This is a genomic window from Paenibacillus sp. FSL K6-1217 (assembly GCF_045040735.1).
Taxonomy (GTDB): domain Bacteria; phylum Bacillota; class Bacilli; order Paenibacillales; family Paenibacillaceae; genus Paenibacillus_AQ.
The window spans coordinates 4,958,043-4,980,867 of sequence record NZ_CP150271.1; the positions used below are offsets into that span (position 1 = coordinate 4,958,043).

At 53.8% G+C, this 22,825-nt stretch carries 21 protein-coding genes and 1 pseudogene; 7 read left to right on the forward strand and 15 right to left on the reverse strand.

The window, feature by feature from the left end; all coding sequences use genetic code 11:
• Position 1 precedes the first annotated feature (1 nt).
• Positions 2-1,156 carry an MFS transporter gene (locus MHH28_RS21835; protein WP_405105499.1) on the forward strand — a complete coding sequence of 385 codons (1,155 nt, stop codon included), beginning with the start codon at positions 2-4 and terminating at the stop codon, positions 1,154-1,156.
• Positions 1,157-1,282: 126 nt separating this feature from the next.
• Here the strand turns inward: MHH28_RS21835 and MHH28_RS21840 are convergent, their stop codons facing one another.
• From MHH28_RS21840 to MHH28_RS21850, 3 genes are all read right to left on the reverse strand, one after another.
• Positions 1,283-2,806 carry a malate:quinone oxidoreductase gene (locus tag MHH28_RS21840; RefSeq protein WP_405105501.1) on the reverse strand — a complete coding sequence of 508 codons (1,524 nt, stop codon included), beginning with the start codon at positions 2,804-2,806 and terminating at the stop codon, positions 1,283-1,285.
• A 174-nt stretch (positions 2,807-2,980) separates the two neighbouring features.
• Positions 2,981-4,189, reverse strand: a complete 1,209-nt coding sequence (locus tag MHH28_RS21845; RefSeq protein WP_405105503.1) for a hypothetical protein — start codon at positions 4,187-4,189, stop codon at positions 2,981-2,983.
• A 378-nt stretch (positions 4,190-4,567) separates the two neighbouring features.
• Positions 4,568-5,116 (reverse strand): pyridoxamine 5'-phosphate oxidase family protein, encoded by a 549-nt coding sequence (locus MHH28_RS21850; protein WP_405105505.1) that lies wholly within the window; start codon positions 5,114-5,116, stop codon positions 4,568-4,570.
• A 149-nt stretch (positions 5,117-5,265) separates the two neighbouring features.
• Between MHH28_RS21850 and MHH28_RS21855 the strand changes: the two genes are divergently transcribed.
• Positions 5,266-6,696, forward strand: a complete 1,431-nt coding sequence (locus MHH28_RS21855; RefSeq protein ID WP_405105507.1) for a PLP-dependent aminotransferase family protein — start codon at positions 5,266-5,268, stop codon at positions 6,694-6,696.
• On the opposite strand, the gene MHH28_RS21860 is transcribed toward MHH28_RS21855, so the two are convergent.
• From MHH28_RS21860 to MHH28_RS21905, 10 genes are all read right to left on the reverse strand, one after another.
• Complete coding sequence (locus MHH28_RS21860) at positions 6,691-8,088, reverse strand: MFS transporter (RefSeq protein WP_405105509.1); 1,398 nt, start codon at positions 8,086-8,088, stop codon at positions 6,691-6,693. The two genes, MHH28_RS21855 and MHH28_RS21860, sit on opposite strands and share 6 nt — an antisense overlap.
• Positions 8,089-8,164: 76 nt before the next feature.
• The gene (locus tag MHH28_RS21865; RefSeq protein WP_405105511.1) at positions 8,165-8,800 is read right to left on the reverse strand and encodes a TetR/AcrR family transcriptional regulator; all 636 of its coding nucleotides are present in this window, start codon (positions 8,798-8,800) and stop codon (positions 8,165-8,167) included.
• 94 nt (positions 8,801-8,894) lie between these two features.
• Complete coding sequence (locus MHH28_RS21870; protein WP_036722938.1) at positions 8,895-9,164, reverse strand: hypothetical protein; 270 nt, start codon at positions 9,162-9,164, stop codon at positions 8,895-8,897.
• 76 nt (positions 9,165-9,240) lie between these two features.
• Positions 9,241-9,642, reverse strand: coding sequence for a collagen-like protein (locus MHH28_RS21875; protein WP_405105513.1), 402 nt, complete (start codon positions 9,640-9,642; stop codon positions 9,241-9,243).
• Between the two features lie 214 nt (positions 9,643-9,856).
• Positions 9,857-10,717 (reverse strand): phosphotransferase, encoded by an 861-nt coding sequence (locus tag MHH28_RS21880; RefSeq protein ID WP_405105515.1) that lies wholly within the window; start codon positions 10,715-10,717, stop codon positions 9,857-9,859.
• Positions 10,718-10,826: 109 nt separating this feature from the next.
• Positions 10,827-11,723 carry an NAD-dependent epimerase/dehydratase family protein gene (locus tag MHH28_RS21885; protein ID WP_405105517.1) on the reverse strand — a complete coding sequence of 299 codons (897 nt, stop codon included), beginning with the start codon at positions 11,721-11,723 and terminating at the stop codon, positions 10,827-10,829.
• A gap of 12 nt (positions 11,724-11,735) precedes the next feature.
• On the reverse strand, positions 11,736-13,280 hold the full coding sequence (locus MHH28_RS21890; RefSeq protein ID WP_405105519.1) for a class I adenylate-forming enzyme family protein: 1,545 nt from the start codon (positions 13,278-13,280) through the stop codon (positions 11,736-11,738).
• Positions 13,281-13,334: 54 nt separating this feature from the next.
• Positions 13,335-14,657, reverse strand: coding sequence for an SMI1/KNR4 family protein (locus MHH28_RS21895; RefSeq protein WP_405105521.1), 1,323 nt, complete (start codon positions 14,655-14,657; stop codon positions 13,335-13,337).
• Positions 14,658-14,816: 159 nt separating this feature from the next.
• Entirely contained in the window at positions 14,817-16,577 is a 1,761-nt protein-coding gene (dhaK, locus tag MHH28_RS21900; protein ID WP_405105523.1) for a dihydroxyacetone kinase subunit DhaK, read from the reverse strand.
• Complete coding sequence (locus MHH28_RS21905) at positions 16,574-17,716, reverse strand: glycerol dehydrogenase (RefSeq protein ID WP_405105525.1); 1,143 nt, start codon at positions 17,714-17,716, stop codon at positions 16,574-16,576. The genes dhaK and MHH28_RS21905 overlap by 4 nt, the downstream gene beginning before the upstream one ends.
• 189 nt (positions 17,717-17,905) lie before the next feature.
• Between MHH28_RS21905 and MHH28_RS21910 the strand changes: the two genes are divergently transcribed.
• From MHH28_RS21910 to MHH28_RS21920, 3 genes are read left to right on the forward strand one after another with little or no spacing between them, the layout of a single operon-like run.
• Positions 17,906-18,889 carry a PocR ligand-binding domain-containing protein gene (locus tag MHH28_RS21910; protein WP_405105527.1) on the forward strand — a complete coding sequence of 328 codons (984 nt, stop codon included), beginning with the start codon at positions 17,906-17,908 and terminating at the stop codon, positions 18,887-18,889.
• 33 nt (positions 18,890-18,922) lie between these two features.
• Positions 18,923-19,198 carry a hypothetical protein gene (locus tag MHH28_RS21915; RefSeq protein WP_340026514.1) on the forward strand — a complete coding sequence of 92 codons (276 nt, stop codon included), beginning with the start codon at positions 18,923-18,925 and terminating at the stop codon, positions 19,196-19,198.
• A 36-nt stretch (positions 19,199-19,234) separates the two neighbouring features.
• A complete protein-coding gene (locus MHH28_RS21920; RefSeq protein WP_405105529.1) occupies positions 19,235-19,510 on the forward strand; it encodes a hypothetical protein in 276 nt (91 codons plus the stop codon).
• A 24-nt stretch (positions 19,511-19,534) separates the two neighbouring features.
• On the opposite strand, the gene MHH28_RS21925 is transcribed toward MHH28_RS21920, so the two are convergent.
• Positions 19,535-20,701 carry a hypothetical protein gene (locus tag MHH28_RS21925; RefSeq protein WP_405105531.1) on the reverse strand — a complete coding sequence of 389 codons (1,167 nt, stop codon included), beginning with the start codon at positions 20,699-20,701 and terminating at the stop codon, positions 19,535-19,537.
• Positions 20,702-20,728: 27 nt separating this feature from the next.
• Positions 20,729-21,571, reverse strand: a complete 843-nt coding sequence (locus MHH28_RS21930; RefSeq protein ID WP_405105533.1) for a hypothetical protein — start codon at positions 21,569-21,571, stop codon at positions 20,729-20,731.
• Between the two features lie 114 nt (positions 21,572-21,685).
• Between MHH28_RS21930 and MHH28_RS21935 the strand changes: the two genes are divergently transcribed.
• Both MHH28_RS21935 and MHH28_RS21940 read left to right on the forward strand, forming a co-directional pair.
• Positions 21,686-22,564, forward strand: a complete 879-nt coding sequence (locus tag MHH28_RS21935) for a LysR family transcriptional regulator (RefSeq protein WP_405105535.1) — start codon at positions 21,686-21,688, stop codon at positions 22,562-22,564.
• Positions 22,564-22,758: pseudogene (locus tag MHH28_RS21940) on the forward strand (helix-turn-helix domain-containing protein); the annotation flags it as partial. The gene MHH28_RS21935 and the pseudogene MHH28_RS21940, both read left to right, overlap by 1 nt.
• Positions 22,759-22,825: the final 67 nt, after the last annotated feature.

The following is a 22,825-nucleotide window of genomic DNA, read 5'->3' on the forward strand; positions in this document are numbered from 1 at the left end:
AATGAACTTGAATAACCGATTGACGATATATATTCTGGCACTGGCCGTTTTTCTGATCGGGACGATTGAATATATTATTACCGGCGTCATTGAGATGATGGCGGCAGATCTTAGCGTATCCACCTCCGAAGTCGGGCTAATGGTGACTGTATTCGCGCTGTCCGCAGCGATTATTGCACCGGTTCTCATTGCACTCACCCTCAATATGGACCGCAAAAAGCTGCTGATGACCGCCCTCGGCGTGTTCATTGCCAGCAACGGACTGATGCTTCTGAATCTGCCTTATGAAGCTATACTGGGAGTACGGGTAATCCAAGGAGCAAGCGGGGGCATAGCTACCGTAGTCTCCATGGCCGTAGCTACAAGGCTCGTGGAGAAGGAGCGCAGAGGCAATGCGATTGGCATTATTCTGATGGGACTCAGCAGCTCGCTGGTTCTGGGCGTTCCGGCTGGCACCTTTTTCAGCGAATACTTTGGGTGGAGGGCTCTGTTCATCATCGTCGGGCTGCTGAGCCTGCTTCCGCTGTTCATCATCTCCGTCAAGGTACCTTCCATCAAAGAAAAAGAAGCTGTCACCCTCAGGATGCAGCTCTCTGTGCTGAAGGATTCCAGAATTGTCACAGCTCTGGCGATCACCTTATTGTATGTGGGAGGTTACGCTACACTCTTCACTTATATTACCCCTTACCTGCAGGCCGCATCCTCACTGTCTGTCACCGAAATCAGCGGCGTGCTCTTCCTCGCGGGGGTCTGCAGCTTCCTGGGGTCCAAGGCAGGCGGACAATTGGCGGATTCCAAAGGCTCGAAGTTCACTATCCTTACGGGACTGCTGTTACAGACAGCTACACTCCTCCTGTTCGCACTGGCGGGTGTTCATGTGATCGTACTCCTCCTGGTCCTGATGATCTTTATGCTGGGGACCTGGAGTATCTCCCCTGCGCAGCAGCTCCTGCTGGTCACCCTGGTTCCCCGGAACCCGGATATGGCCCTGAGCGTCAATACGTCCTTCATCCAGTTCGGCTTCGCGCTGGGATCTGGCTTAGGCGGCTATGTGATCAGCCGTACCTCTGTGCTCCATCTGAACTGGGCGGGTCTGGCTGCGGTAGCGGTGGCTTTGATTCTGGCGATCCGGCTATTCAAGGGTCACAAGGCCTGAGAGCTTTCGGAATATGCAGCCGGGCAGGCTTATTACAGCAAGACATAGAGGCCATCCCTGCGGATGGCCTCTATCCATGTATACAAGAGCTGGCAGGCTGGTGATCAGCCGCACCCCCCTCTATCTCTATAAATGATTGACTGCAAACGGCTGCTCATGTCCCCCTGATCCATTCGTCAGACCCAGCGTCTGCGCTGCGGAAGCATGGATGTCGTTCAATAGCTTCGGGTTAGCCGACAGGGACATGCCGTAGGCAGGAATCATCTGCTTGATCTTCGGCTCCCAGGCCTTGATCTGCTGCGGGAAGCACTTGCTGATTACTTCCAGCATGACCGATACGGCCGTTGATGCCCCCGGAGAAGCTCCCAGCAATGCGGCGATCGAGCCGTCGGCGCTGCTGATGACTTCCGTCCCGAATTGAAGCATGCCTTTACCGGCAGCCGTATCCTTAATAATCTGCACCCGCTGGCCCGCCACCACCAGCTCCCAATCCTCGCTGTTAGCATCGGGGACGAACTCCCGCAGCGCTTCCATGCGCTGTTCCTTGGACAGCATGACCTGCCCGATCAGATATTTGGTCAACGACAGGTTCTTCGCTCCTGCGGCAAGCATGGTCACCAGATTATCCGGCTTGACCGAAGTAATCAGATCGAACATGGAGCCGAACTTCAGGAACTTGGGCGAGAAGCCGGCGAACGGTCCGAAGAACAACGATTCCTGCTTATCGATCACCCGGGTATCCAGATGCGGAACTGACATCGGAGGCGCACCCACCGCAGCCTTACCATACACCTTGGCCTGATGCTGCGCTACAATCTCCGGCTTCTTGCACACCATGAACAGCCCGCTTACCGGAAATCCGCCAATTTTTCTGCCTTCCGGGATGCCGGATTTCTGCAACAGATGCAGGCTTCCTCCCCCGCCGCCGATGAAGACGAACTTAGCCGCATGATGCTCCGTTACGCCGCTGGTGAGGTTCCGCACCTTCAGCTCCCAGGAGCCGTCCTGCGCGCGCTTCAGGTCATCCACCTGATGGTTATATCTAATCTCGGTATTGCTGCTTTGTAAATGGCTGAACAGCATACGTGTCAGGGCACCGAAATTCACATCGGTTCCCGAATCGATTTTGGTTGCCGCTATCGGCTGGTCCAGCTTCCGGTTCTTCATCATCAGCGGTATCCATTCCATTAGCTTCCTTGGATCATCGGAGAATTCCATCCCTTGAAACAGCGGGCTATTTGAAAGCGCTTCAAATCGCTTTTGTAAAAATGCTACGTCCTTCTCACCTTCAACAAAGCTCATATGTGGCACAGGTACAATGAAATCCTGCGGATTGTGTATTCGTTTCTGGCTCACCAGATACGACCAGAATTGCTTGGAGAACTGAAACTCCTCGTTCACCTTAATCGCCTTGCTGATGTCAATCGATCCGTCCGGCTGCTCTGTGGTATAGTTCAGCTCGCAGAGTGAAGAATGCCCTGTTCCCGCATTGTTCCATTCGTTCGAGCTTTCCTCCCCGGCACCCGCACGCCGCTCAAACACGGTTATTTCCCATTCCGGTACTAATTCCTTTAACAGTGAACCAAGTGTTGCACTCATGATTCCAGCACCAATTAAAATAACGTCTGTTTTTGTTTGTTGGTTGCTCATATTCTCCCGTCCTTCTACCCTACGATTTGCAGGAAGGATGCAGGCACTCCTGCTTAGGCGCCATAGCAAACCAGCGCGGACCAAGTCACACACCGTTTGGATCAATCCTGCTCCTAGTTTATCACTAATGGAACTAAATTTTAAGATTTATATTAATTTTTATAAACATTTTAATTAATAATCACGGGCCGCATCGAACCAGCCCTGCGCCATTTCCTCTGTTATAGGCTGACCGATCTGGTGCTCTGACTGGCTGAGCTGCCATACGGCTTCGCCCAGGTCTTCTCTCTCGGTAGTCTCAATGCCCTTCAGTGAATTGAAGCGCAGGGTGAACGCGGTAATGGCGGCCTCCGCCTCTTCAAGACTGCGGGCCTCTCTTAGGGCTGCCTGTGCAGCATCGTAGGCTTCGTTCGCCAGCTTGGCCAGACGCTTCGGCCAGGCCGCGAACGGGCGGCCGTATTCGCTCTGCCACCACTCCGGCTTCCTGAGCTGGCTTATGGAGGCATAATCATCCCAAGGGCGGACCTTAGCGCGCGCCTTCATCTGCTGCCGCAGACGTTTGCCTACGGCCTCCTCGACATTGTAGGCGATGAACCGGTCCAGCAGCGGCCATGTATCCAGGGAAGGCAGGCCCTCCAGCTCCGGCATGAAGCGGAGCTCCAGGCTGGTCAGCCCCGTCAGGCGGGCAAGCGCTTCCAGATCGCAGAAGCTTCCCCACAGGCTGAGCGATTCCAGGTTCGGGAATTGTTCCAGGCCGTCCAGCGAGATGGGCTGGCCCAGCGGCGGGCTATTCAGTGTCAGGTGAGTCACACCCTGCAGCTCCCCCAGATCCGGCAGCCGGTACGGCACATCGCTCCTGCGCCGGCTCATATCCGGTACTAAGGCCAGAGTAGTGGGCAGATGGCCGGAAGCCGAGAAGCGCGTCAGATCGCCGGACAAGCTCAGGTTGTACAGCTTGTCCGGCAGGACCAGGCTCAGCTGTCCATTTGCCAGAAGACCCAGTTTGATACCCAGGGTATAGATATCAGCCCGGCTACCGTCCAGCGATGCGCCCTCCGGCAGCACCGGGGTCCAGCTTATATTCTCGATCGGCCGCTGCTCTGCCCACTCAAGGAAGCCTGTGTCACCGCCGGAATAGCTTATATAACGCGGCCATGGCGAACCGGCGGGGGTGGCGAAGGGCTCGAAGACGGACCAGTTGATGCGCTCATCCGCAGCGACCAGCACCTCTGCCGGTGGCTTCGACTCCTGGGGGCCGATCGATAAGCTGCCCATACCGGGCTTGCGTTCAAGCGTGTGGCTGCCGGGCCCCGTCAGATCAAGGACATTCCGTCCGGGTTCTGTAATCGGGGCCGGGGGAAGAGCTTGGTTATCTGTGGACATTTGCTTCATCCTTTCTGCTCGATCCTACCTGTATTCTCGATCCTACTAATATTCTCTATACTACCTTTGTTTGCTATACTAACTCAACCATACGACATCCTGGGGTTCACAGCAACTTTGCCGCCCCTCTATCCTCGCTTACATTTGGTCCACAAGCCCCCACCCTGCATTGTAATCGGTTTTCCGATTACATTTCCGTCCATGCCCCCCTCGCAGCCCATTGTGATGGGTTTTCCGATTACATCCGCCCCACTACATCCCCCGCCCTGCCCCGCCCATTGTGTTCGGTTCGCATACATTCGGCCTTACCACAACGCGAACAAGCCCGGGCCGTTACCGGCCCAAGCGCTCATTCCCTATTCAGTTGGAGTGCAGTCCCTACACGCTCTGCCCTTCATTCGTCCCTGGCTTGTACATGCTCTCTGCTTCAACCGGATTCTCTTTGGCTGTCAGATGCTGTGGAGTGATCCGGCATACCTGCACCGGCCCGCCGTACACAGCCGAACGGTATTTATCGACATGCTGCTTGGACAACGGCCGGTTATAGTAACCGGGCACATATTTGTTCATCATCTCCTGCAAGACCTGTGTAGCCTCCTCCAGATCTGTCACCGGCTCTGCCTGCCCGAAGACCATCACGCTCATATAGGCGGTATCCGTCTTGGCGGGCACGGGGTTCGTGATCGTACCATACTCCTCACACACCGTGAAGCATACCTCTGAATTCGTACTCATCACCTGATTGCGTCTTCCATCTCCGGCCCCGTGAAAATACAGTTTTCCGTCCATCCACACATAGTTCAGCGGCACAACATAGGGGAGATTCCCATCAACTAATCCCAGAAACCCAATTCTCGCCTGCATTAAAAACTGTTCAATCCTCGCCTCATCCTTGCATTCCCTAACCTTGTAACGAACCGGATTCATATCGAACCCTCTCCTTCCCGCGTCCTTCGCGTATACGTTATTCGGTAGTATATCAAGTAATGGACTGTGCTAAAATATCCAAAGAGGATGGTTTCAACCAATCCATAACTCAGACACTGTATTGAAACAACGACCGGGAGGGATTCCGAGTGATGTTCGTCAACCGCAACGATACAAGCCCGATCTGGCAGCAATTGCTGAATCAGGCCATTCATAATATTACACAAGGTATCTGGGCGCCGGGCGAGCTGCTGCTCCCTTCCCGTGAACTCGCTGAGCAGCTTGGGGTATCACGCTCCACGGTGCAGCTTGTCTACGAGGAGCTGCTCAGCAGAGGGTATACCGTGACCTCACGGCGGGGTGGAACACGGGTAAGCCATTGGAATCCGGTCATCCAGCCAACCCGGGAGACCACGCCGGAAGGCCCCGTTCCTCCTTCCCTTCCCCTGCTGAACTCGGCGGTAGATCAGCTGCAAGACTGGTTCGGAGGCCATCAGCCTCAAGAGGCGGAGATCGATTTCACCCCTCACGAGCCTTATGTGGACAGGACCTTCCAGAATCAATGGCGGCAATCGCTGCTTCACGCCTCCGCCGCAATGGACGTATCCGATTGGTCCTACGGCAATCCCTACGGTCACCTGCCGCTCAGGGAACAGATTCAGCGTTACTTGCTGCTTGAGCGGGGCATACGGATTGAGCCCGATCAGATTCTGTTGACCTCAGGCGCCCAGCACAACCTTGACCTGATTGCCCAATCCCTGCTCACGGAAGGGGATACCGTCTCTGTGGAAGATCCCGGCTTCCCGGCGGCCTGGATGGCGATGAATTACCGGCGGATGCACGTAGTCCCTGTCCCGGTAGACCGGCATGGCCTTGTGGTTGACCAGATCCACCCGGAATCTAAACTGGTCTTCGTAACCCCTTCGCACCAGTGCGCCATAGGCTCCGTGATGTCTGAGCCGCGCAGGCAGCAGTTGCTGCATCAGGCCGTGCAGGAGCAGCTATGGATTATAGAGGACGGCTATGACAGTGAATTCCGCTACCGCGGCGACCCGCTGCCCACGCTCTATAGCCAGGCGCCGAATAATACCCTGTATATGATGAGCTTCTCCAAAATGATCGCCCCAGCCATACGCATCTCGGCGATTGTCGGCCCGGCACGGGCCATCGCCCAGTTGGCGCGTGTACAGGAGTTGACCTACCGCCACCTTCCGGTGATGGATCAGCTCACCTTGACCCACTTCATCCAGAAGGGACATTTCATGCGCCATATGAGGAGAGTCCGCAATGTCTACCGACGGAGACATGAAGCCATAACCAAGGCTATAACATCCAGCGGTCTAGGGGAGCGGTTCACCCTGAGCGGAGCAGAGACAGGACTGCATGTGTTCCTTGAGGCGGAAGCGGACTGTGACGAAGAAGCTGTGTCCCGGTTAGCCCTGAAGCAGGGAATCCGTATATACCCGCTTGCGCACTACTGTCTGGAGAGCCCCAGGAAAGGGTGGGTGCTGGGTTTTGCCAAGGTGGACGAGCCCTTGATCGAGCAGGGGATTCACCGGCTGGCCGGGCTGATGTTATAAGTCCCTGCTTATGGTCCCGGATGATCTGCTCTCCTTGCGCCCAAACTGTACATAATAAACCATGCTCACCGCAATACTCAGAACAGCAAGCACCGCGAAAATATTACTAAACACAAAGGAAGCCGGATTCCCGGGTATAGGATTGAACGCCGCTGCCGGGGCACCGGAGTCGAGCACCTTGCCCAGGACCGCCGTCGATGTAGCGGCCGAGATGAAGGTGAGCATGGAGAACAGCCCCATCCCCACTCCTGTCTGCTCTGGGGTCAACGTCCGCGAAACCGTATTTGACATAGCAATCTGCATGAACGACTGGCCCAGCACACAGAACACCAGCGAGATCGAGACCAGGACCGATGATACTCCAGCTACGGAAGACAAGCACAGGAAGCCTATCCCCAGAAGCGAGGCCGCCGTATACACGAGCCGAGGATTCCCGTGCTCATCTGCCAGCTTGCCGCCCTTACGGCCCAGAACCGTGGTAACGATAGCTGCCGGCAGCATGATGATCCCGACATAGGCGGGAGACAGACCGTTTACAAGTGTCAGCAACTGCGGGATGAGATATGGAGAGCTGAAGCTGATTCCTGTAATGCAGAAGGTAATCATCAGGATGATCGAATACTGCCTGTTGCGGAAAATATCTGGATGGATAAACGGAGCCGCAGCGGAGCGGATACGCAGAATAAACAGGAGGAGCATCAGAACCGCTGCCAGCGCAAACGGGAAGCTCCCGCTCGTTAATGCCAATAAAGTTGCCGTTACCGCCCCAGCCAGCAATATGCCGCCAAGCCAGTCCATCGGACCCGCCTTTCCTGATTCATCACCCTGCAGATATTTGCGGTAGACCGGCAGTGTCAGCAGCGACAGCAACGGAATGAGGAACAGAATCCGCCAGCTCCAGGCGCTGATGACCATACCGGCAATAATCGGCCCCAGCGCGGTACCCAAGGCTATCCCAATGGCAGACGTACCCAGCGCACGGCCTCTTTTCTCGGGAGAAAAGTAACGGATCGGGATGATCATAGCCATAGCAGGGATCACGGAAGCCCCGGCTGCCTGAATTACACGACCCGCAATAATCATCCAGTATTCGGTGGCGGCAACGCCAGCCATAGACCCGAGGACAAAGAGCAATAATCCATACGTCAGTAAGTCCTTCAGCCGGTACTTCTCCGTCAATTTGCCAAAAGTAACCGCACCAACAGCATATACAATCATGTAACTGGTAATGACCCAGCTCACCTGGGATGGCGATAATTCAAATTCCTTACTAATCGTAGGCAGTACAATATTGAACATATTCGCATTCATTGATGAAATCACCAGGGTAAACACGAGGGCGCGCATTAATATATTCCCTTTGGTATTAGGCGTTACAGCATGGTTCTGCATAGGTAGTGCTCCTCTCTCCATATATCAATTCAATTATGTTAGTCAGTACTTACTGTCATTTTATCCAAAAAAACAACTAGGGCGTGAAAGCCCTAGTAAAGGTCTGGACACTTGCCGTGATGAATTCCTCCAGCGACACCGAAGTGAAATTCCCCTCATCGTCCAGATTATTCAGGAATGCGCCATAATTCAGCACCATAAATTGCACAGCCTGCACTCTGGGATTCCCGGGAATCAGCTTCCCCCGCTCGGTCATGGCCTTGAAATAATCCGTCAGATTCCGCATCAACTGCTCCGGGGCGGTTCTGCTATACTCCTTAAGACCGGGGAGTTGATCCCCTTCCTTGATAAATATCATATTCATCTTCCGGTTGCGGTTCATAATCTCATGATACGTCCGGCTGACCAGCAGCAGATCGGTATGTAGATTCCATACAATGCTCTCATTGAACAGCCTCGCCATATCCTCGGTATAATGATACCGGTCGAAGGCCCGCTCCAGCAGGTTCTGCTTGGTTCCGAACTTACGGAACAGCGTCTTCTCGCTTAAGCCTGCCGCCGCTGCAATCTCCTGGGTGGTCACACTCTTGTAACCCTTCTCTGCGAATAGATCAATGGCAGCGGCCAAGAGTTTATCACTGGTGCTTAGCGATTTGCTCTCCATCATCATATTCCTCATTTCAAAAAGTTGACTGTCAGTACTAACTGACATATTAGACTAATAATACACCCTGCTCCCGAATTTAGCAAGGTGTATCGTACTGCCCGCTACCCGCTTAAGCCGTTTCCAGCTCAATACGCTTGTCCTATTCTAACAGCGAGGTAACGCCCAATGCAGCAAATAGGAGCAAGCCCAGCCCCAGCAGAATGCCTCCCATCAGCGAATACCGTACCTCCCGCTGAAACGATGCGGTGCCTGGGCCTCCAGGTGCCGGCGGGCCGGGCTGGGCTACCGCGCCTTCCAGACGGGTACGCCTGCCCGTGCGACGCCGTTGATAGCCAATAATGAGTAATACAATCCCCAGCAGACTCAAGAAGCTGCCAGGGTAGACGAATGCCATCCACAGGTTGTCCATGGTACACCTCCCTGTCCGTGATCTTGATCTATACTTAACCAAGTCACGGTACGCCAAACAGGGAGATGCCGCCAGGCTAGAAGCAGGTGAACGAGCTAACCCGGTTCAAATCAACGCCGTAGTATCCCCAGAAGAAGCCATTCCATCTGAAGCCTGCGACCGAATTACGGCCCACGAATACCGGGTAGAACCAGAACTGCTCACCATTATTCAGCCAGATATAAGTGTTGCGGAACAGGCATCCTCTGATGCCTCCGGGGTCAACCGCATAAGCAGTAACCGCCGGTGCTTGCGGTACGAATTGCGGCGGTGGCGCCGTCGGTGCGGCTACTCCTCCCGGTGCACCCCCGGGCGTCCCCGGAAATCCTCCGGGCCCTCCGCCTGGTATCCCCGGCCCTCCCGGCAAGCCTGGTCCACCCGGAAATCCCGGTATCCCCGGAAATCCTCCGCCGCCTCCCGGCACTGGTATAAATCCCATATCTATCGCTCCTCTTTCGTTTCATTAGGCATAATCATCATATGCATTCGCGGAGAAGATGCCTGGGCGGATGCCCAGGTGCAATGGGCTTTTAACAGCATCCCGCCTAGCGGAGGGCAATCGGCGTTACAGCTCCTTTTGTACGCGGACATAATAATCCCTAACAATGCTTATAGATGGTGTACATCCCCGTCTTCCTCCTCCTCATGGATCATCAGACTATATCGTAAGAGCGGAACTCATCAATGAACTCCTCCAGCCAGTCTTCCGTGTAATCCAGCGCCCCGCTATCACTGATGAACTCGACATCAAGTCCCATCACCCACAACCGGCGGGCAATCATAAACAGATCAATTACAGATTCATCTTGTTCGGAGAAGTCTCTGACCGAGCGGTAGCCCGACATTAACGCCTGCCACAGCGGTTCCTTCTTCTCCTGAGGCAGGCGTTTTCTATGCCGGACCTGGGCCAAGTCGTAGGCGCGCCAACCTTGTGCCGCCCATTCAAAATCATAATGCGTGAACGCATCGCCCTCCTGGAAGGCATTGTTATTCCCGTGCAAATCTCCGTGGCAGATGCCCCAGTCCAGGCCCGGACTAGCAGCATTGATCCGTTCCGTTAATGCACCGGCGAACTCGCGCAGGTACGCAGCAGAGCGGTGTCCCTCACCGAGATAATCCACAATACGGTCCAGCGGCTGGGAGATCAGAGCGCGGGTATCCAGATCCGGTCTAGGCAAATCTAGTGAGACCCTGTCCATGGCAGCATGCAATTCAGCAGCGGATTTTCCGAAGGAAGCACATGATTCCTCATCATGCAGCACGTTCTCAGTGCCTGTCAGATAGCTGTAAATCACGGCAACTCGCGGGCCCTCCGGCGCATCGACGACCGTATATAAGCTGCTGTTCTTTTGAGGGAGGGGAACGGAAACCTTTGTATTTACTGCGCTTAGTTGGTGTTCCAGCTGTGTCAGGAGGGACAATTCATAGACAACATCACTTTCAGCTATCGATTGGCGGTAGATCCGAAGAATATAAGTGCCTCTGCTGGTACGGATTCTGTAAGTATCGTTCAAGCCGCGTAACCAGAACAAGCAATCTCGCCAATCTCCAATGTCGTACAGAGGACTAAGACAATATTCCAAATACTTTGGATCTAGAACGGAACGCATGGCCGTCGGTTTTTTATACATTTTGCTCTCCCCTAGCTTGCTGCTCCAGCCGGACAACGGTCTCCTCGAACGTTTTGACCGGGCTGTAGCCCAGCTCTTTTTTTATTTTGTCGCAGCTATACGCCGTTCTTATAGGGTCTCCACCCGGTATAATGAACTTCTTGTTCAGGGCAAGACCGATACGCATCGTAAAATCTTTCTCTGGATAATTTCCGTCAATTGCGTTATAGCACTGGTTCCCAGCCGCAGGCTGCGTCGCTGCCAGTACACACATCTCAGCCAGGTTGTCCGCATGCACCCAGGGCGTTAAGTCCTCTGGATGAATCCAGTCCACTTCCCCGGAATCAGCAAGCTTAGTGATCAGTCGGTCGCCCCAGTGCGAGTTGGATTCGGAGCAGATCACTCCAGGACGCAGGATCACACTTGTCAAACCGTTAGCCCTTGCAGCTTGTACGATCCGTTCCGATTCACATTTGGTTGAAATGTATACCTCCCCGTGGCCGAAGGCAAGACTGCTGGCCTCGTCCAGCTCCACCTCTCCATCAAAATGACCATAGACCGATACTGTAGAAATATGCACGAAGCGCTCCACTCCCGCAGATACAGCACCGTCAACCAGACTCTGGACCCCCTGAACATTGGACGCCTCGGCAATCGCCCGGTCCTCCCCCAGATACGCCGCTGCGTGAATGATAACGTTCACATTTTGAAGTGCGTCCTGGATGACGGCTCTATCAGTCAAGTCTCCAATGACGGGTGTAATGCCGAGCTCTTCACATAGCGCAATCTGGTCCGCATTTCGGATAAGTCCTTTGACCTCTGCTCCCTCGGTAACACATCTTCTGGCAATTTTATCTCCTGCCGTGCCCGTAACGCCTGTTACGAGAACGACTTTATCTCGAAGTCTCATGGAGAACCTCCTTTAGTAAATACTATCTTTTATCGCCTTCTTATCTATTTTACCTACGGATGTTCTGGCAAGTGACTGAGTAATCACTAAGCGGGTAGGCAACTTATATTCGGCTATCGATTGACCGCAGAATTGTTGCAAATCCTCTAGAGCGAGTGTCTGCTTATCCTTAAGTACAACTACCGCAGTGACTTCTTCACCTTTATCCGGCAGGGGCATTCCTACCACAGCAGCCTCAAGGATGGAGGGATGTGCGCTGATTGCTTGCTCCACTTCAGAGCAGTAGACATTAGAAGCTCCCACTATAATCATGTCTTTCTTCCGGTCCATAAGATATAGATAACCGTCTTCATCCAATCTGCCGAGATCACCCGTATGAAGCCACCCATTTCGGATGGTCTTGCCTGTCTCTTCCGGATTGTTCCAGTAACCAAGCATGATTTGTTCACTTCGGCATATGATTTCGCCAATCTCGCCTTGCTCTACATCTTGCCCTGAGTCATTGACTATACGCACCTCAAAAGGCTTCTGGCCCCAGCGCTCCATATGGGATGGATTCCCGACCGACTGCAGCCGATGAAGCTTCCCCTCTGCAAGGCACTCTTGTACAGATAAAAAGCTGATAAATTGACCGCTCTCTGTCTGTGAATACACCTCGGATATCTGCGCGTTAGAGAATACTTCCAGAGCTTGCTGCAAGGTCTTCTCACTGATCGGAGCACCTCCGCAGGATATGCCTGCCACGGACCCGACTTCTCTGGAACGGTTACCTGCCAAGGCAGTAATATCCCTAAATAGGAGCCCGACGGTTCCCAGAAATCTGATTTGCTCATGCTCAATAATATCTATAACCTCGTTAGCCTGCAGCGGATAGGAGTCCGGATAAATGAGACAGCCTCCTTCAAAAAGAGTTGTCCAAAGGATAAATTGTCCGGTAAGATGGGCTTGATTGGGAACAAGCGATTTTTTGGCCGGATTATGCCCTCCGCCTCTTGCCGGGCTCATAAAGGCCCACTCTCTGATCGCACGATGGGAGTGCATCACACCCTTGGAGCGTCCCGTTGTGCCCCCGGTATAAATCAGAAGAGCAATGTCATCCGGCTGTGCTGTGTACCATGCTGTTAATGGAGAGGAAGTCGCGATTAAATCTTCTAAGGACAGGCCGCCGTTGACAGGCTTGAACGTGATGGCAAAAGCTATATTGGACGCCGAAAGAGAAGAGGCAATTCTCGGATGCTCCGCATCATACACGATAGCTGTTGGGGCAGCATCATCAAGGATCTGATTCATCTCTGCAAATGCCAGACCCGGAAAGATTGTAACTGGAATGGCACCTATAGCAATTACGGCACATTCTGCAATCACAAGATATGGACAAGGATCACCTGCAAGCGCCACCCGTTCACCGGGTCCTATTCCCAAGTCCTTCAGACCTCCCGCCACACAGCTCACCTGATGCAGTAATCGTTGATAGGTCAGATACTCATTTCTGTACTTTGTAGCATAGTAATCTGGCTGTAACCGGGCCACATGAGGCAATATTTCTGAAAGAAGCATACGTATACCCTCCAAGAATGTTTATCCTGCTATTTGCTGATCCGTCCCATCCGCTCAGCCGAAATAATCCTCCGGCAAATGCAGCTCCCGCAAGCAAGCGGCGAACTTTTCCCTGAAATTAGGATTGCTTTTGTATTCCGGCCATACCGCCTTATAGTAAGGCAGCAGCTTCTCGTGCGGAATAACGTCCCAATATGAAATGGTGCTGCGCACCACCTCTGTACCACCACTGCGGAACATCTGCTCAATGATCTCCCAGTTCTCCTGTTTGTCCCTGCAATCTCTCACGGCATAGACCGCAGTCGTCTGCATATCCAGGCTGGCATGGCACAGGAAGGGTGCGAAGTCGCTGAAGCTCACAGCATCGCAGTCTTTGAGGATATAACCTGCATAACGCAGGGTTTCTGCGTCGTCAACGTGCTCAAGCCTCTGCCGGATCAGCGGAATAAATTCGGTCCGGTCCTGATTCTTGCCGTGAGTATTCAGAATGGTTAAGGCGTGCAGCGCTCCCTCCGCGTCATCCGACTGTAGCAGTTTCAGCAGATAGGGCCTGCCCGCCGCAAAGGTTGTTTTGCAGAGCAGCGAGATGGCTATCTTGGAATCCCGGGGGCTTTGCTCAGCCACATTGTTAAGGAATTCCAGGGTGGTCGGGGCGATTCGCTTGAACTTGAACATGGCCTCTAACGCCTTGACCTGCAGCTTCCCGTCAGGGGTGGTCCGATACAACTGAATGAGCGTATTCTCGTCACCCGGCAGCCGGCTGCCAAACCATGGGTTGTGATAATCCAGAATAATCTCATCCAGCCAACGCTCGTACCAGTCCAGGAAGTTATCTTCATAAACGAAGAAGAACGGGTGGTCGGGATAAAACTCCGAAGTGTAGACAATCCTTCCCCGATGCTTCCCTTCCAGCACCAGATACATCTCATAATCGCAGCCCTGGGTGCCGATACACAGCATTCCGCCAAGCGCCTTGTTTCTGGCCTTCTCGTATTCTTCATCCGGGATGTCCCGCTCGCCCGTCAGCGGCTCCGTCAGGAGATTCCATTCCTCTGCGGTCATCTCCGGATGAAGCACCGCCCGCCCATGGAGTGCCGGAAGCTCGGTATAGGAGGTTGCCTGTCCAAGCGTATAGATCCCGTAATACGGTCCCGCCCCGCCGTTCCCGATCTCTGTCAGGAACCCGGCAAAAGGCTCAGGAAGCTTCATCCCGTATCGGGCCTCCCAATCCGCCAGCTTGCCTGCTGTAAGCTTTTTTTTTAGCTTATATTGATGCGAAGAGGCACCAAATTCCGCAAATTCCGCATCCTTGCGACGGGCCTGTCCCAGCTTCACCTTGATCCGCTCAAGCTGTGCGGCCTGCTTCTCTAACTTCATAATGATCCCTCCTGCATATTCAAAGAATGTCACATAATGGCGTTGGCCGATTGTCATCCATCATATCACACCCTGCATATTCCAGGCTCCTCATTAACCAGACAAGAATAAGCCCGCCGTCACGATACAATGACAGGCGGGCCTATAACGATGGAACACTTACTGTACAGCGTTAGACAACTCTGTGAAAATAACCCCCAGGGCAAATGCGCCAGCATCCGGGTAGCCGATGCTGCGCTCGCCTACTGTTCCGGCCCGGCCCATCCGAGCAACGATGGATTTCGTGCGCTCCGCCCCCATGACAGCCGCCTCGGCCGCCTTGGCGAAGGCTTCCTTCAAGGACAGCTTCTGCTCCGCACTGCTCTTCCAGGCTTCGGCACAAGGAACCAGCGCATCGATCAGCGTCTTATCTCCCACGACCGCCCCCCGTCCGAAGGAGCGTTCACCTGTCGCCTGGATGCCCTGAACCGCTGCTTCCAGCATTCCGGCCATCTCCAGCGCATTCAGCGAGGTCCGGCCTGTGGCATATTTACCAGCTGAGCGGAAGGCTGAACCCCATATCGGACCGGAGGCTCCGCCGCAATGCTCCATAATGATCAGGGAGCAGGCCTGAAGGAAGCTGCCGATATCCGTAGAGTGATGCTGCACAAGCTCCTGCCATTCCCGCTTCAATTGCTTGAAGCCCTTGGCGACACTCATCCCGAAGTCTCCATCACCCGCATGGGCATCCAGCTCACAGAAGGGAGCCTCATTCGCGATAATAATCTCGCTCATCTTATCCACCAGATAGATGATATTGTCCAGCCGCAGCCGTTCGTCACGGAGAACAGCGAAGCCCGGATCGGTCTCGGCCGTCAGGCTCACCTCAGCCTGAGCCTCCTGCTGCGGAAGAGGGCTGACGTATTGCACCGGCGCAAGCTCGCCCGTTAACCGGAGTGCAGGCGTATCGCAAGGCTCAGCAAGCCATCTGCGCAGCTCATCATCCAGCTTCATCAGGCTGATGGAAGCGCCGGCCATATCTATGCTGGTCATATAGTTGCCTACAAGAGATTGGCGGATGATGATCCCCCGTTCTCCCAGACTACGGATTACGGAGTGATTGAGCAGGTACAGCTCCTGCAGAGGCGTTGCGCCGAAGCCGTTGACCAGCACCACTACCTCTCCGCCGCCTCGCTGATCCAGGTTCAGACTGGCCAGCAGGGCAGTGATCATACGTTCCGCCAGCTCATCGGCGGTCAGCAGCTTTTCTCTGCGGATGCCCGGCTCCCCATGGATGCCGACCCCATACTCCATCTCATCCTCCTCAAGCTGGAAGGTAGGCGTACCCTTGGCCGGCACGGTACATGAGGTGAAGGCAAAGCCAAGGCTGCGCACCTGATCAGCCGCGTGTTGCGCGGCCTGCTTCACCTCAGCCAGCGGCAAGCCGGCCTCGGCAGCCGCTCCGGCAACCTTATGCACCAGAATCGTGCCAGCAACCCCTCTTCGTCCCACCGTATATAAGCTGTCTTCTACAGCAATATCATCCTCAACCTTCACATAGTCCACAGCCAGGCCGTCCTCAGCCGCCAGATAAGCCGCATTCTGGAAGTTCATTATATCGCCGCTGTAATTCTTGATAATCAGCAAGGCGCCCTTAGGTCCGGTATTGCTGCGGATCGCCTGATAGACCTGAATCTGCGATGGAGAAGCGAAGACATCGCCGCAGACTGCAACATCCAGCATTCCCGGTCCGACCAGCCCGGCATGCGCCGGCTCATGGCCGCTGCCCCCGCCGCTGATTAGAGTTACCTTGTCAGGATTCGGCACAGACCTGGAGATAATTTTGTATTTGCTGTCGAAGGTCAGATGCGGATAAGCCATCACTAGTCCGCTGCACATCTCACGGACAAGGTCCGATGGGTCGTTGATTATCTTTTTCATACGCGCTGCTCCTTGCTCTTCTTGAAGGCTTCACCCAGTTTGTCAGCAACAGCAATGGCAGCGGCAACCGCTTCAGCGGTAACCGGGAACGGCATCGAGTGAATCGACTCCTCCGGAATACACGCCTTCCGGGCCACTTCCATCAGCTCGTCATGGGAGATGGATGCGACACCAATATCGGCCAGGCATAAAGGAAGCCCCACGGAGTGGCAGAAGGATAACACCTGATCGATCTCTGCCTGCTGCGCATTCTCCAGAACGAGCTGTGCAATCGTGCTGAAGGCCACCTTCTCGCCATGGTAATAATGATGGGTGCCTTCAAGCGCCGTCAGACCGTTATGGATAGCATGTGCGGCAGCCAGACCGCTGCTCTCGAACCCGAGCCCCGACAGCAGGATGTTCGTTTCAATGATATTCTCCATTGCCGGTGTCACCACGTTCTGATCGCAAGCCAGCTTGGCCTTGGCGCCATCCTCCAGCAGTGTATCGTAGCATAAGCGGGCAAGGGCCAGCGCGGCTTTGGTGCCTTTGGCCTCCGTAATCACGCCTGCATGCACTCCGCAAGGAAGCCCTGCATTGACATTGGAATAGGATGCCGCAGTAGCTCTGGCCTCGAAGTAGGTGGAGAGGGCATCACCCATCCCGGATACCAGGAAGCGGGTAGGAGCCTGCGCAATAACAGTCGTATCAATCAGCACAACCGATGGGCTGGCTTTGAAGTAAGCATAATCCTCGAAAGCGCCTTCAGAAGTGTAAATCACAGCGGAATGACTGGTGGGTGCATCGGTGGCCGCAATGGTAGGCACGATAATCAGCGCATCGCCTTCTGCTACACATTTGGCCGTGTCGATCGCCTTGCCGCCGCCAAGACCGATGGTGCAAGCACACTTGTGCTCACGGGCCAGCTCCTGTAGTCTGGAAATCTCCTGCCGGGAGCATTCGCCCTGGAAATCCCCCTTCACGAGAGTAATGCCGAATTGACTGCTGGTGGCATCAAGCTTGGCTTGTACACGCTTCACATCATCGGGGTGCGCAATCAGCAGGGCCGATGTGCCGAAAGTACTGACGAAGTATCCCAATTGAAGCAGCTCATCCTCACCTTGTGTGTACTTACCCGGGCTGATAAAGGTTCTTCTCATTCCTTCATTCCTCCTTTAGTCGTATGTCCCCATTATAGACAAGTGGATAGAGCGGCGCATGGGACAAAGCAAACGAATTAATATGCTGCAAAATAGTATTATTATGTTGTCAGCATCTGAATTATAATTATCTTGTTCTCATGTTGACTGTAGATGGAAAGGGTGAACCGGATGCAATCCAAATTCGACTTGAAGTATATCATTGATATGGACGAATGGGGCAAGCTTCAGGAATCGTTGTCCCTTGTGACGCGCATGGCCATCATCATGGTCGATTATAAAGGCGTGCCGGTTACGGCACATAGCCGCTGTCAGGCCTTCTGCCAGACCGTCCGCAGCGACAAGGAATTCTCGCCCTATTGTCAAAAATGTGACGCGCGCGGAGGTCTGGAGGCTGTGCGGCTGAGCCGGCCCTATATCTACCGCTGCCACTTCGATATTCTCGACATTGCTATACCTATCATTGTCGATAATCAGTACATCGGTGCCCTGATGGCCGGACAGATCCGGTTGGCCGAGGGAAGCGGCCCGAATCTGGAGCAGATTGTGTCCCGTCCGCAGCAGGACGCCATGACGGAGGACCGGGCCCGCAAGTATGAGCTGCTGCCTGTCATGACATATGATGAGGTAGTAGCCACCGCCGATATGCTCTATCATTTGTGCAACTATGTGGTCAAGGAATCGATCCTGAAGCATGAGCTGCTGGAGCGAAGCCGGCAGCACGAGGCCCTGATTCAACAGGAATCCAAGCCGAAGCCCGAGGTGTCCTCCCTGCCGATAGAGCCGTCTCCGGCTCCCAAGGCTCCCCCCTCTGCGGGAAGCGCATACAAGACAGAATGCTCGAACCCTACGCTTCAGCCCGCTTTTGACTACATGCTGAGCCACCGGGAGGAGAATTTCTCGTTGAAATCGCTGGCGCATCTGTGCCATATCAGCCCGAGCTACTTCAGCCGCCTGTTCACCAGGGAGATGGGCGAGAATTTCTCACTATATGTTGCGCGCATGAAGATCGGGTGGGCGAAGGAGCTGCTAGCAACAACAGACTGGTCCGTCAACGAGATCAGCAATCACCTGAATTTTTGCGATGCCGGTTATTTCATTAAGATCTTCAAGAGATACGAGTCGGCAACTCCCCTGTCCTACCGTGCTTCTCTCCTAACAAATCGAATATAATAGATGTACACTATTCGAGCAGGAGGTTATCTTATGAAGCTGAACGAACAAGGTGTGCTCATCATTGAAGAGGATGATATCCACGACATGTACTTTTTTCTGGCCCATGACGGGTTGACATTCAAGGATTCTTTCGAGATTGGGTTGGAAAAGCATAAGATTGAGCTGTACCCCGGCAGCGTATCTGCTATTGTTCCCCCGCAGGCCATGCCCGAGGACTATGGCTACCCGGAAGAAGACCTTCCCCGTATAGTGGAGGGGATTTATTCAGCCGTGCGGGAGTATGATCCGGGCTTCGGGGTGTGGTAGCAGCCCTGCTGCCTGTCTACAGCAGGAGGTTATCTGATGAAGCTGAACGAACAAGGTGTACTCATCATTGAAGAGCAGGATATACACAACTTGTACTTTTATCTGGTCCATGACGGGACGGCGTTCAAGGATTCTTTCCGGTTCGAGATGGGACTTCAGGGGATTGAGCTTCATCCCGGCAGCGTATCCGCTATCGATCACCCGCTGGCCATGCCCGAGGACTATGGCTACCCGGAAGAAGACCTCCCCCTTATATTAGAGGCGATCCATTCGGTCATTCGGGAGGATGATCCGGGCTTTGGGGTGTGGTAGCAGCCCAACTGCCCGTCTATATTATCAAGGGAGAACCAGGCCGTTCCTGAAGGCAAGCTTGATATCATTCTCACGGAAATAGGCGGAATAGTCCCAGGCTTCTCCCTCCTGGAGCCGCCTGTAAGTCTGTTGAATATTCCGGCGCCAAGGCGAAGGTCGGCTGTTGAAGTAATTCGTGAAGAAGCGCTGCGCCTGCTCCCCTGTGCCGAAGCACAGCAGGTAGGCCAGCGGACTGGATTCAGCATCACAGATGCCGGGGAATCCTGCGCCGCAGGCGGCAAGCTGCTCCAGTGCGCGGGGACGGTCCGCGAATAGCGCGAACAGCGGTAGGACACGTTCCCCGATCATCTGGCCGATCTCTAGCAGGGAGGAATCCAGCTGTGAGCCAGCGACCTGCCAGACGATGGCGCTTGATGATTTCTGCGGCCTGCGCAGCGAGCCGAACAGTACGGTATCGTCCCCTCTGCCGGTTTGTCCGGCAAGCCATTTTTTGAGGGACTTGCTGGCAATCCGCAGGTTCACCGTCATCCGCACATCGGTGCGGGTATTGTAAGACTGCGTTTGGAAAGAGAACTCGAATACGGTGTCCTTGTCGGCCGCTGTTTTTTTCCATACTGTGCCCGCCTTATTGGATTTGAAGCCCTCTGCCCGAAGGAACTGTTCTCCGATCTGCTGGCAGGCCTGAAGGAATTGCGCTTTGGGATCGAGCTTACGGTTGGCCGGGTCCTCAGACCAAACTTCCCACTTGGCATAACGTTCGTCCAGCACGGGCTGTAGGCGGTCATAATTCTCCCAGGTGTTCTCTACATGATAGATGCTTGGGTATTTGCGGCCTTGTTCAGCCGCCTGCTGGTTGAAGACCTCACAATAATCATTAAGGTAGCTTCCATACTGTGCAGCAAACGCCGACTGACCGTCGTAATAATCGGAGGCGAAAGCGTTACCACGCTCGTCCAGATCCTCATCCCAGAACTTCCCGTCACAATACTCCACCAGGTATTCCAGCCCTGTGAGCTCACGCTGCTTCAACCGTTTCAGCGCCTCGGCCGACTCTTCATGGTGAATTTCGCCCGCCATTCCGCAGCCAAACACCCAGGTCAGAAACATACCAATATGAATGCCACCATTCTCTTCCGGCAGATCTGCAGGATAATCCCCGCCGGAATGCCAATCGATCCGGTCATAAGCCATATGAGAGTCCCCTTTCTGCCAGTAGCTCTAACTCCCGGCTTCCCTTTTCAATAAAAACTGGTACACTTCATCGCCCGCCAAATCCCACTCCGCTTTGCTTTCAGGAATCTGAGCAAGCGGAGTAGCCAGCAGCGGGTGTTCTGCTGTAGCGGCGGTTAGTCCCTGGGCCTGTCTCATTTTTTGGATAAGGCGGACCTCATAAGGGATGTAGTTCAAGCATAGAATTTCTGCGAATTTATTGGTCAGATCCAGTGAGCTGTAGATATGGTAATCGCAGATTTCACCTATCAGGCTGCCCAGCAGCTCTTCATCGGTGGTGTAGCAATGATCGAGAAGTCTCCGGTACACATGCTGCTCCGGCAGCACCAAATACAGCTCCTGATTGATCTGCTCAGTGGCGAATAAGTCATGTAACAACGCGACAAACAAATGATGGGTCTCCTTATGGGCATATCGCTGCGCATCTTCCTCAAAAATCATCTGAAAATAATCCCTGGCCAATTGCGCCAGATCCTTCATCTCCCATAACAAGGCTAACCCTATAATACTGCCTATCGTTCTTGAAGAGACCTCTTTATACTTGAACAGCCTCCGCAGGATATGCTCCTCCCAGTAAAGGAACCGGGTAACATACTTCCAACCTTCCTGTTGCCCGTTCAGAATCAGGCTTTTCGGATAATCTCCACTATGCACACCGATTCCAAGCGTCAGGTTCCTGGAAATGGTCTCTTTGTATCCGTTTTTGATATCGTCCCGGATGCTTTCTTTAATTAACGTGTACCATTCCCTGAGTTCTTCTTCGGATACGGTCCGCTTTTGAAGGGCAGCGATTTCTTTCTTGAATGCGCTTATTAATTTACGGTGCTCCATCTTCCCCACTCCCCTGCACAAGATCCGGATTTGTCTTCAAGTATAGAATTCAGTACAATGATCAGAATCGGAAGGTAATACCATAGATTATGATATACAGAAGGTGACACCGCAATGGAAAGTGGAGATTTGAGGATTTTTCAGGCTGTGGCCCGTGAGGGTACGATTACGAAGGCTGCGCAAGCCTTGAACTATGTTCAGTCGAATGTGACCAGCCGGATTCAGTTCCTGGAGGCCAAGCTGAAGGTCCCGCTGTTTCACAGGTCTAACCGTGGGATGACATTAACGCCTGCGGGCGAGAACCTGCTGGAATACGCGAATGCCATACTTATGCTAATGGACGAGGCTGTAAAATCCACACAATACTCCGAGCACCCGTCCGGCCCGCTGCGGATTGGCTCTATGGAGACGACAGCGGTTATTCATCTGACATCCATGATCGCTGGCTACCATTCCCGTTACCCTGATGTCCATCTGTCGCTCATCACAGGCGAAACGCATGACCTGCTGCATAAGGTGCTTGATCATAAACTGGATGGGGCCTTCGTCTATGGACCTATAGACCAGCCGGATATCGAGCATGTTGCGGCTTACGAAGAGGAACTGGTGCTCATTGCCCAGCCGGGGACAAGCGAACTTCAAGAATTGCTGCAAAAGCCTATGCTGTTCTTCGACGTTGGCTGCACACACCGGGTCAAAGCGGAGCGCTTCCTGCGCGAGAGCGGGATGCACTCGGTTCAGATCCGGGAGTTCGGCACGCTGGAAATGATACTAAACGGAGTATCCGCCGGACTCGGCGTATCCCTGTTGCCTAAATCCTCCATCCGCAAGGCAGAAGAGGCCGGAAGAATCACCTCCCACCGCCTGCCCGAAGAATACCGGAAGCTGGAGGTATGGTTGATATACCGCCGCAACGCCATGCTCTCCAGTGCAATGTCCAGGTTTGTGGAGATGGTGGGACTTCAAAACAATGCGTGTCCTCCTCCTGCCTGATGCATGAGGAGGGGTTTTCGTTCTTCAAGCTTTGTTGTACCAAGCCTCATGAACAAGTCAAACAAGGCTTGAGCCAAGAGGAGCTTGCTCACAAATGCAATGTAGATCGTTCCTATATCTCTATGATCGAGTTCGGCCGCAACGAGCCGTCCATCACCAAAATATTTGAGCTTTGCAGAGGTTTAAAGATTACTCCCTCCTACTTCATTCAAACCTTATCCAACAAAAAAGATCAGAACCTATTCCCTCAGGTTCTGATCT

Coding starts and splice junctions, on each gene's coding strand:
- MHH28_RS21835 (WP_405105499.1), top strand. CDS start 2: ATGAACTTGAATAACCGATTGACGATATATATTCTGGCACTGGCCGTT.
- MHH28_RS21840 (WP_405105501.1), bottom strand. CDS start 2,806: ATGAGCAACCAACAAACAAAAACAGACGTTATTTTAATTGGTGCTGGA.
- MHH28_RS21845 (WP_405105503.1), bottom strand. CDS start 4,189: ATGTCCACAGATAACCAAGCTCTTCCCCCGGCCCCGATTACAGAACCC.
- MHH28_RS21850 (WP_405105505.1), bottom strand. CDS start 5,116: ATGAATCCGGTTCGTTACAAGGTTAGGGAATGCAAGGATGAGGCGAGG.
- MHH28_RS21860 (WP_405105509.1), bottom strand. CDS start 8,088: ATGCAGAACCATGCTGTAACGCCTAATACCAAAGGGAATATATTAATG.
- MHH28_RS21865 (WP_405105511.1), bottom strand. CDS start 8,800: ATGTCAGTTAGTACTGACAGTCAACTTTTTGAAATGAGGAATATGATG.
- MHH28_RS21870 (WP_036722938.1), bottom strand. CDS start 9,164: ATGGACAACCTGTGGATGGCATTCGTCTACCCTGGCAGCTTCTTGAGT.
- MHH28_RS21875 (WP_405105513.1), bottom strand. CDS start 9,642: ATGGGATTTATACCAGTGCCGGGAGGCGGCGGAGGATTTCCGGGGATA.
- MHH28_RS21885 (WP_405105517.1), bottom strand. CDS start 11,723: ATGAGACTTCGAGATAAAGTCGTTCTCGTAACAGGCGTTACGGGCACG.
- MHH28_RS21890 (WP_405105519.1), bottom strand. CDS start 13,280: ATGCTTCTTTCAGAAATATTGCCTCATGTGGCCCGGTTACAGCCAGAT.
- MHH28_RS21895 (WP_405105521.1), bottom strand. CDS start 14,657: ATGAAGTTAGAGAAGCAGGCCGCACAGCTTGAGCGGATCAAGGTGAAG.
- dhaK (WP_405105523.1), bottom strand. CDS start 16,577: ATGAAAAAGATAATCAACGACCCATCGGACCTTGTCCGTGAGATGTGC.
- MHH28_RS21905 (WP_405105525.1), bottom strand. CDS start 17,716: ATGAGAAGAACCTTTATCAGCCCGGGTAAGTACACACAAGGTGAGGAT.
- MHH28_RS21915 (WP_340026514.1), top strand. CDS start 18,923: ATGAAGCTGAACGAACAAGGTGTGCTCATCATTGAAGAGGATGATATC.
- MHH28_RS21920 (WP_405105529.1), top strand. CDS start 19,235: ATGAAGCTGAACGAACAAGGTGTACTCATCATTGAAGAGCAGGATATA.
- MHH28_RS21925 (WP_405105531.1), bottom strand. CDS start 20,701: ATGGCTTATGACCGGATCGATTGGCATTCCGGCGGGGATTATCCTGCA.
- MHH28_RS21930 (WP_405105533.1), bottom strand. CDS start 21,571: ATGGAGCACCGTAAATTAATAAGCGCATTCAAGAAAGAAATCGCTGCC.
- MHH28_RS21935 (WP_405105535.1), top strand. CDS start 21,686: ATGGAAAGTGGAGATTTGAGGATTTTTCAGGCTGTGGCCCGTGAGGGT.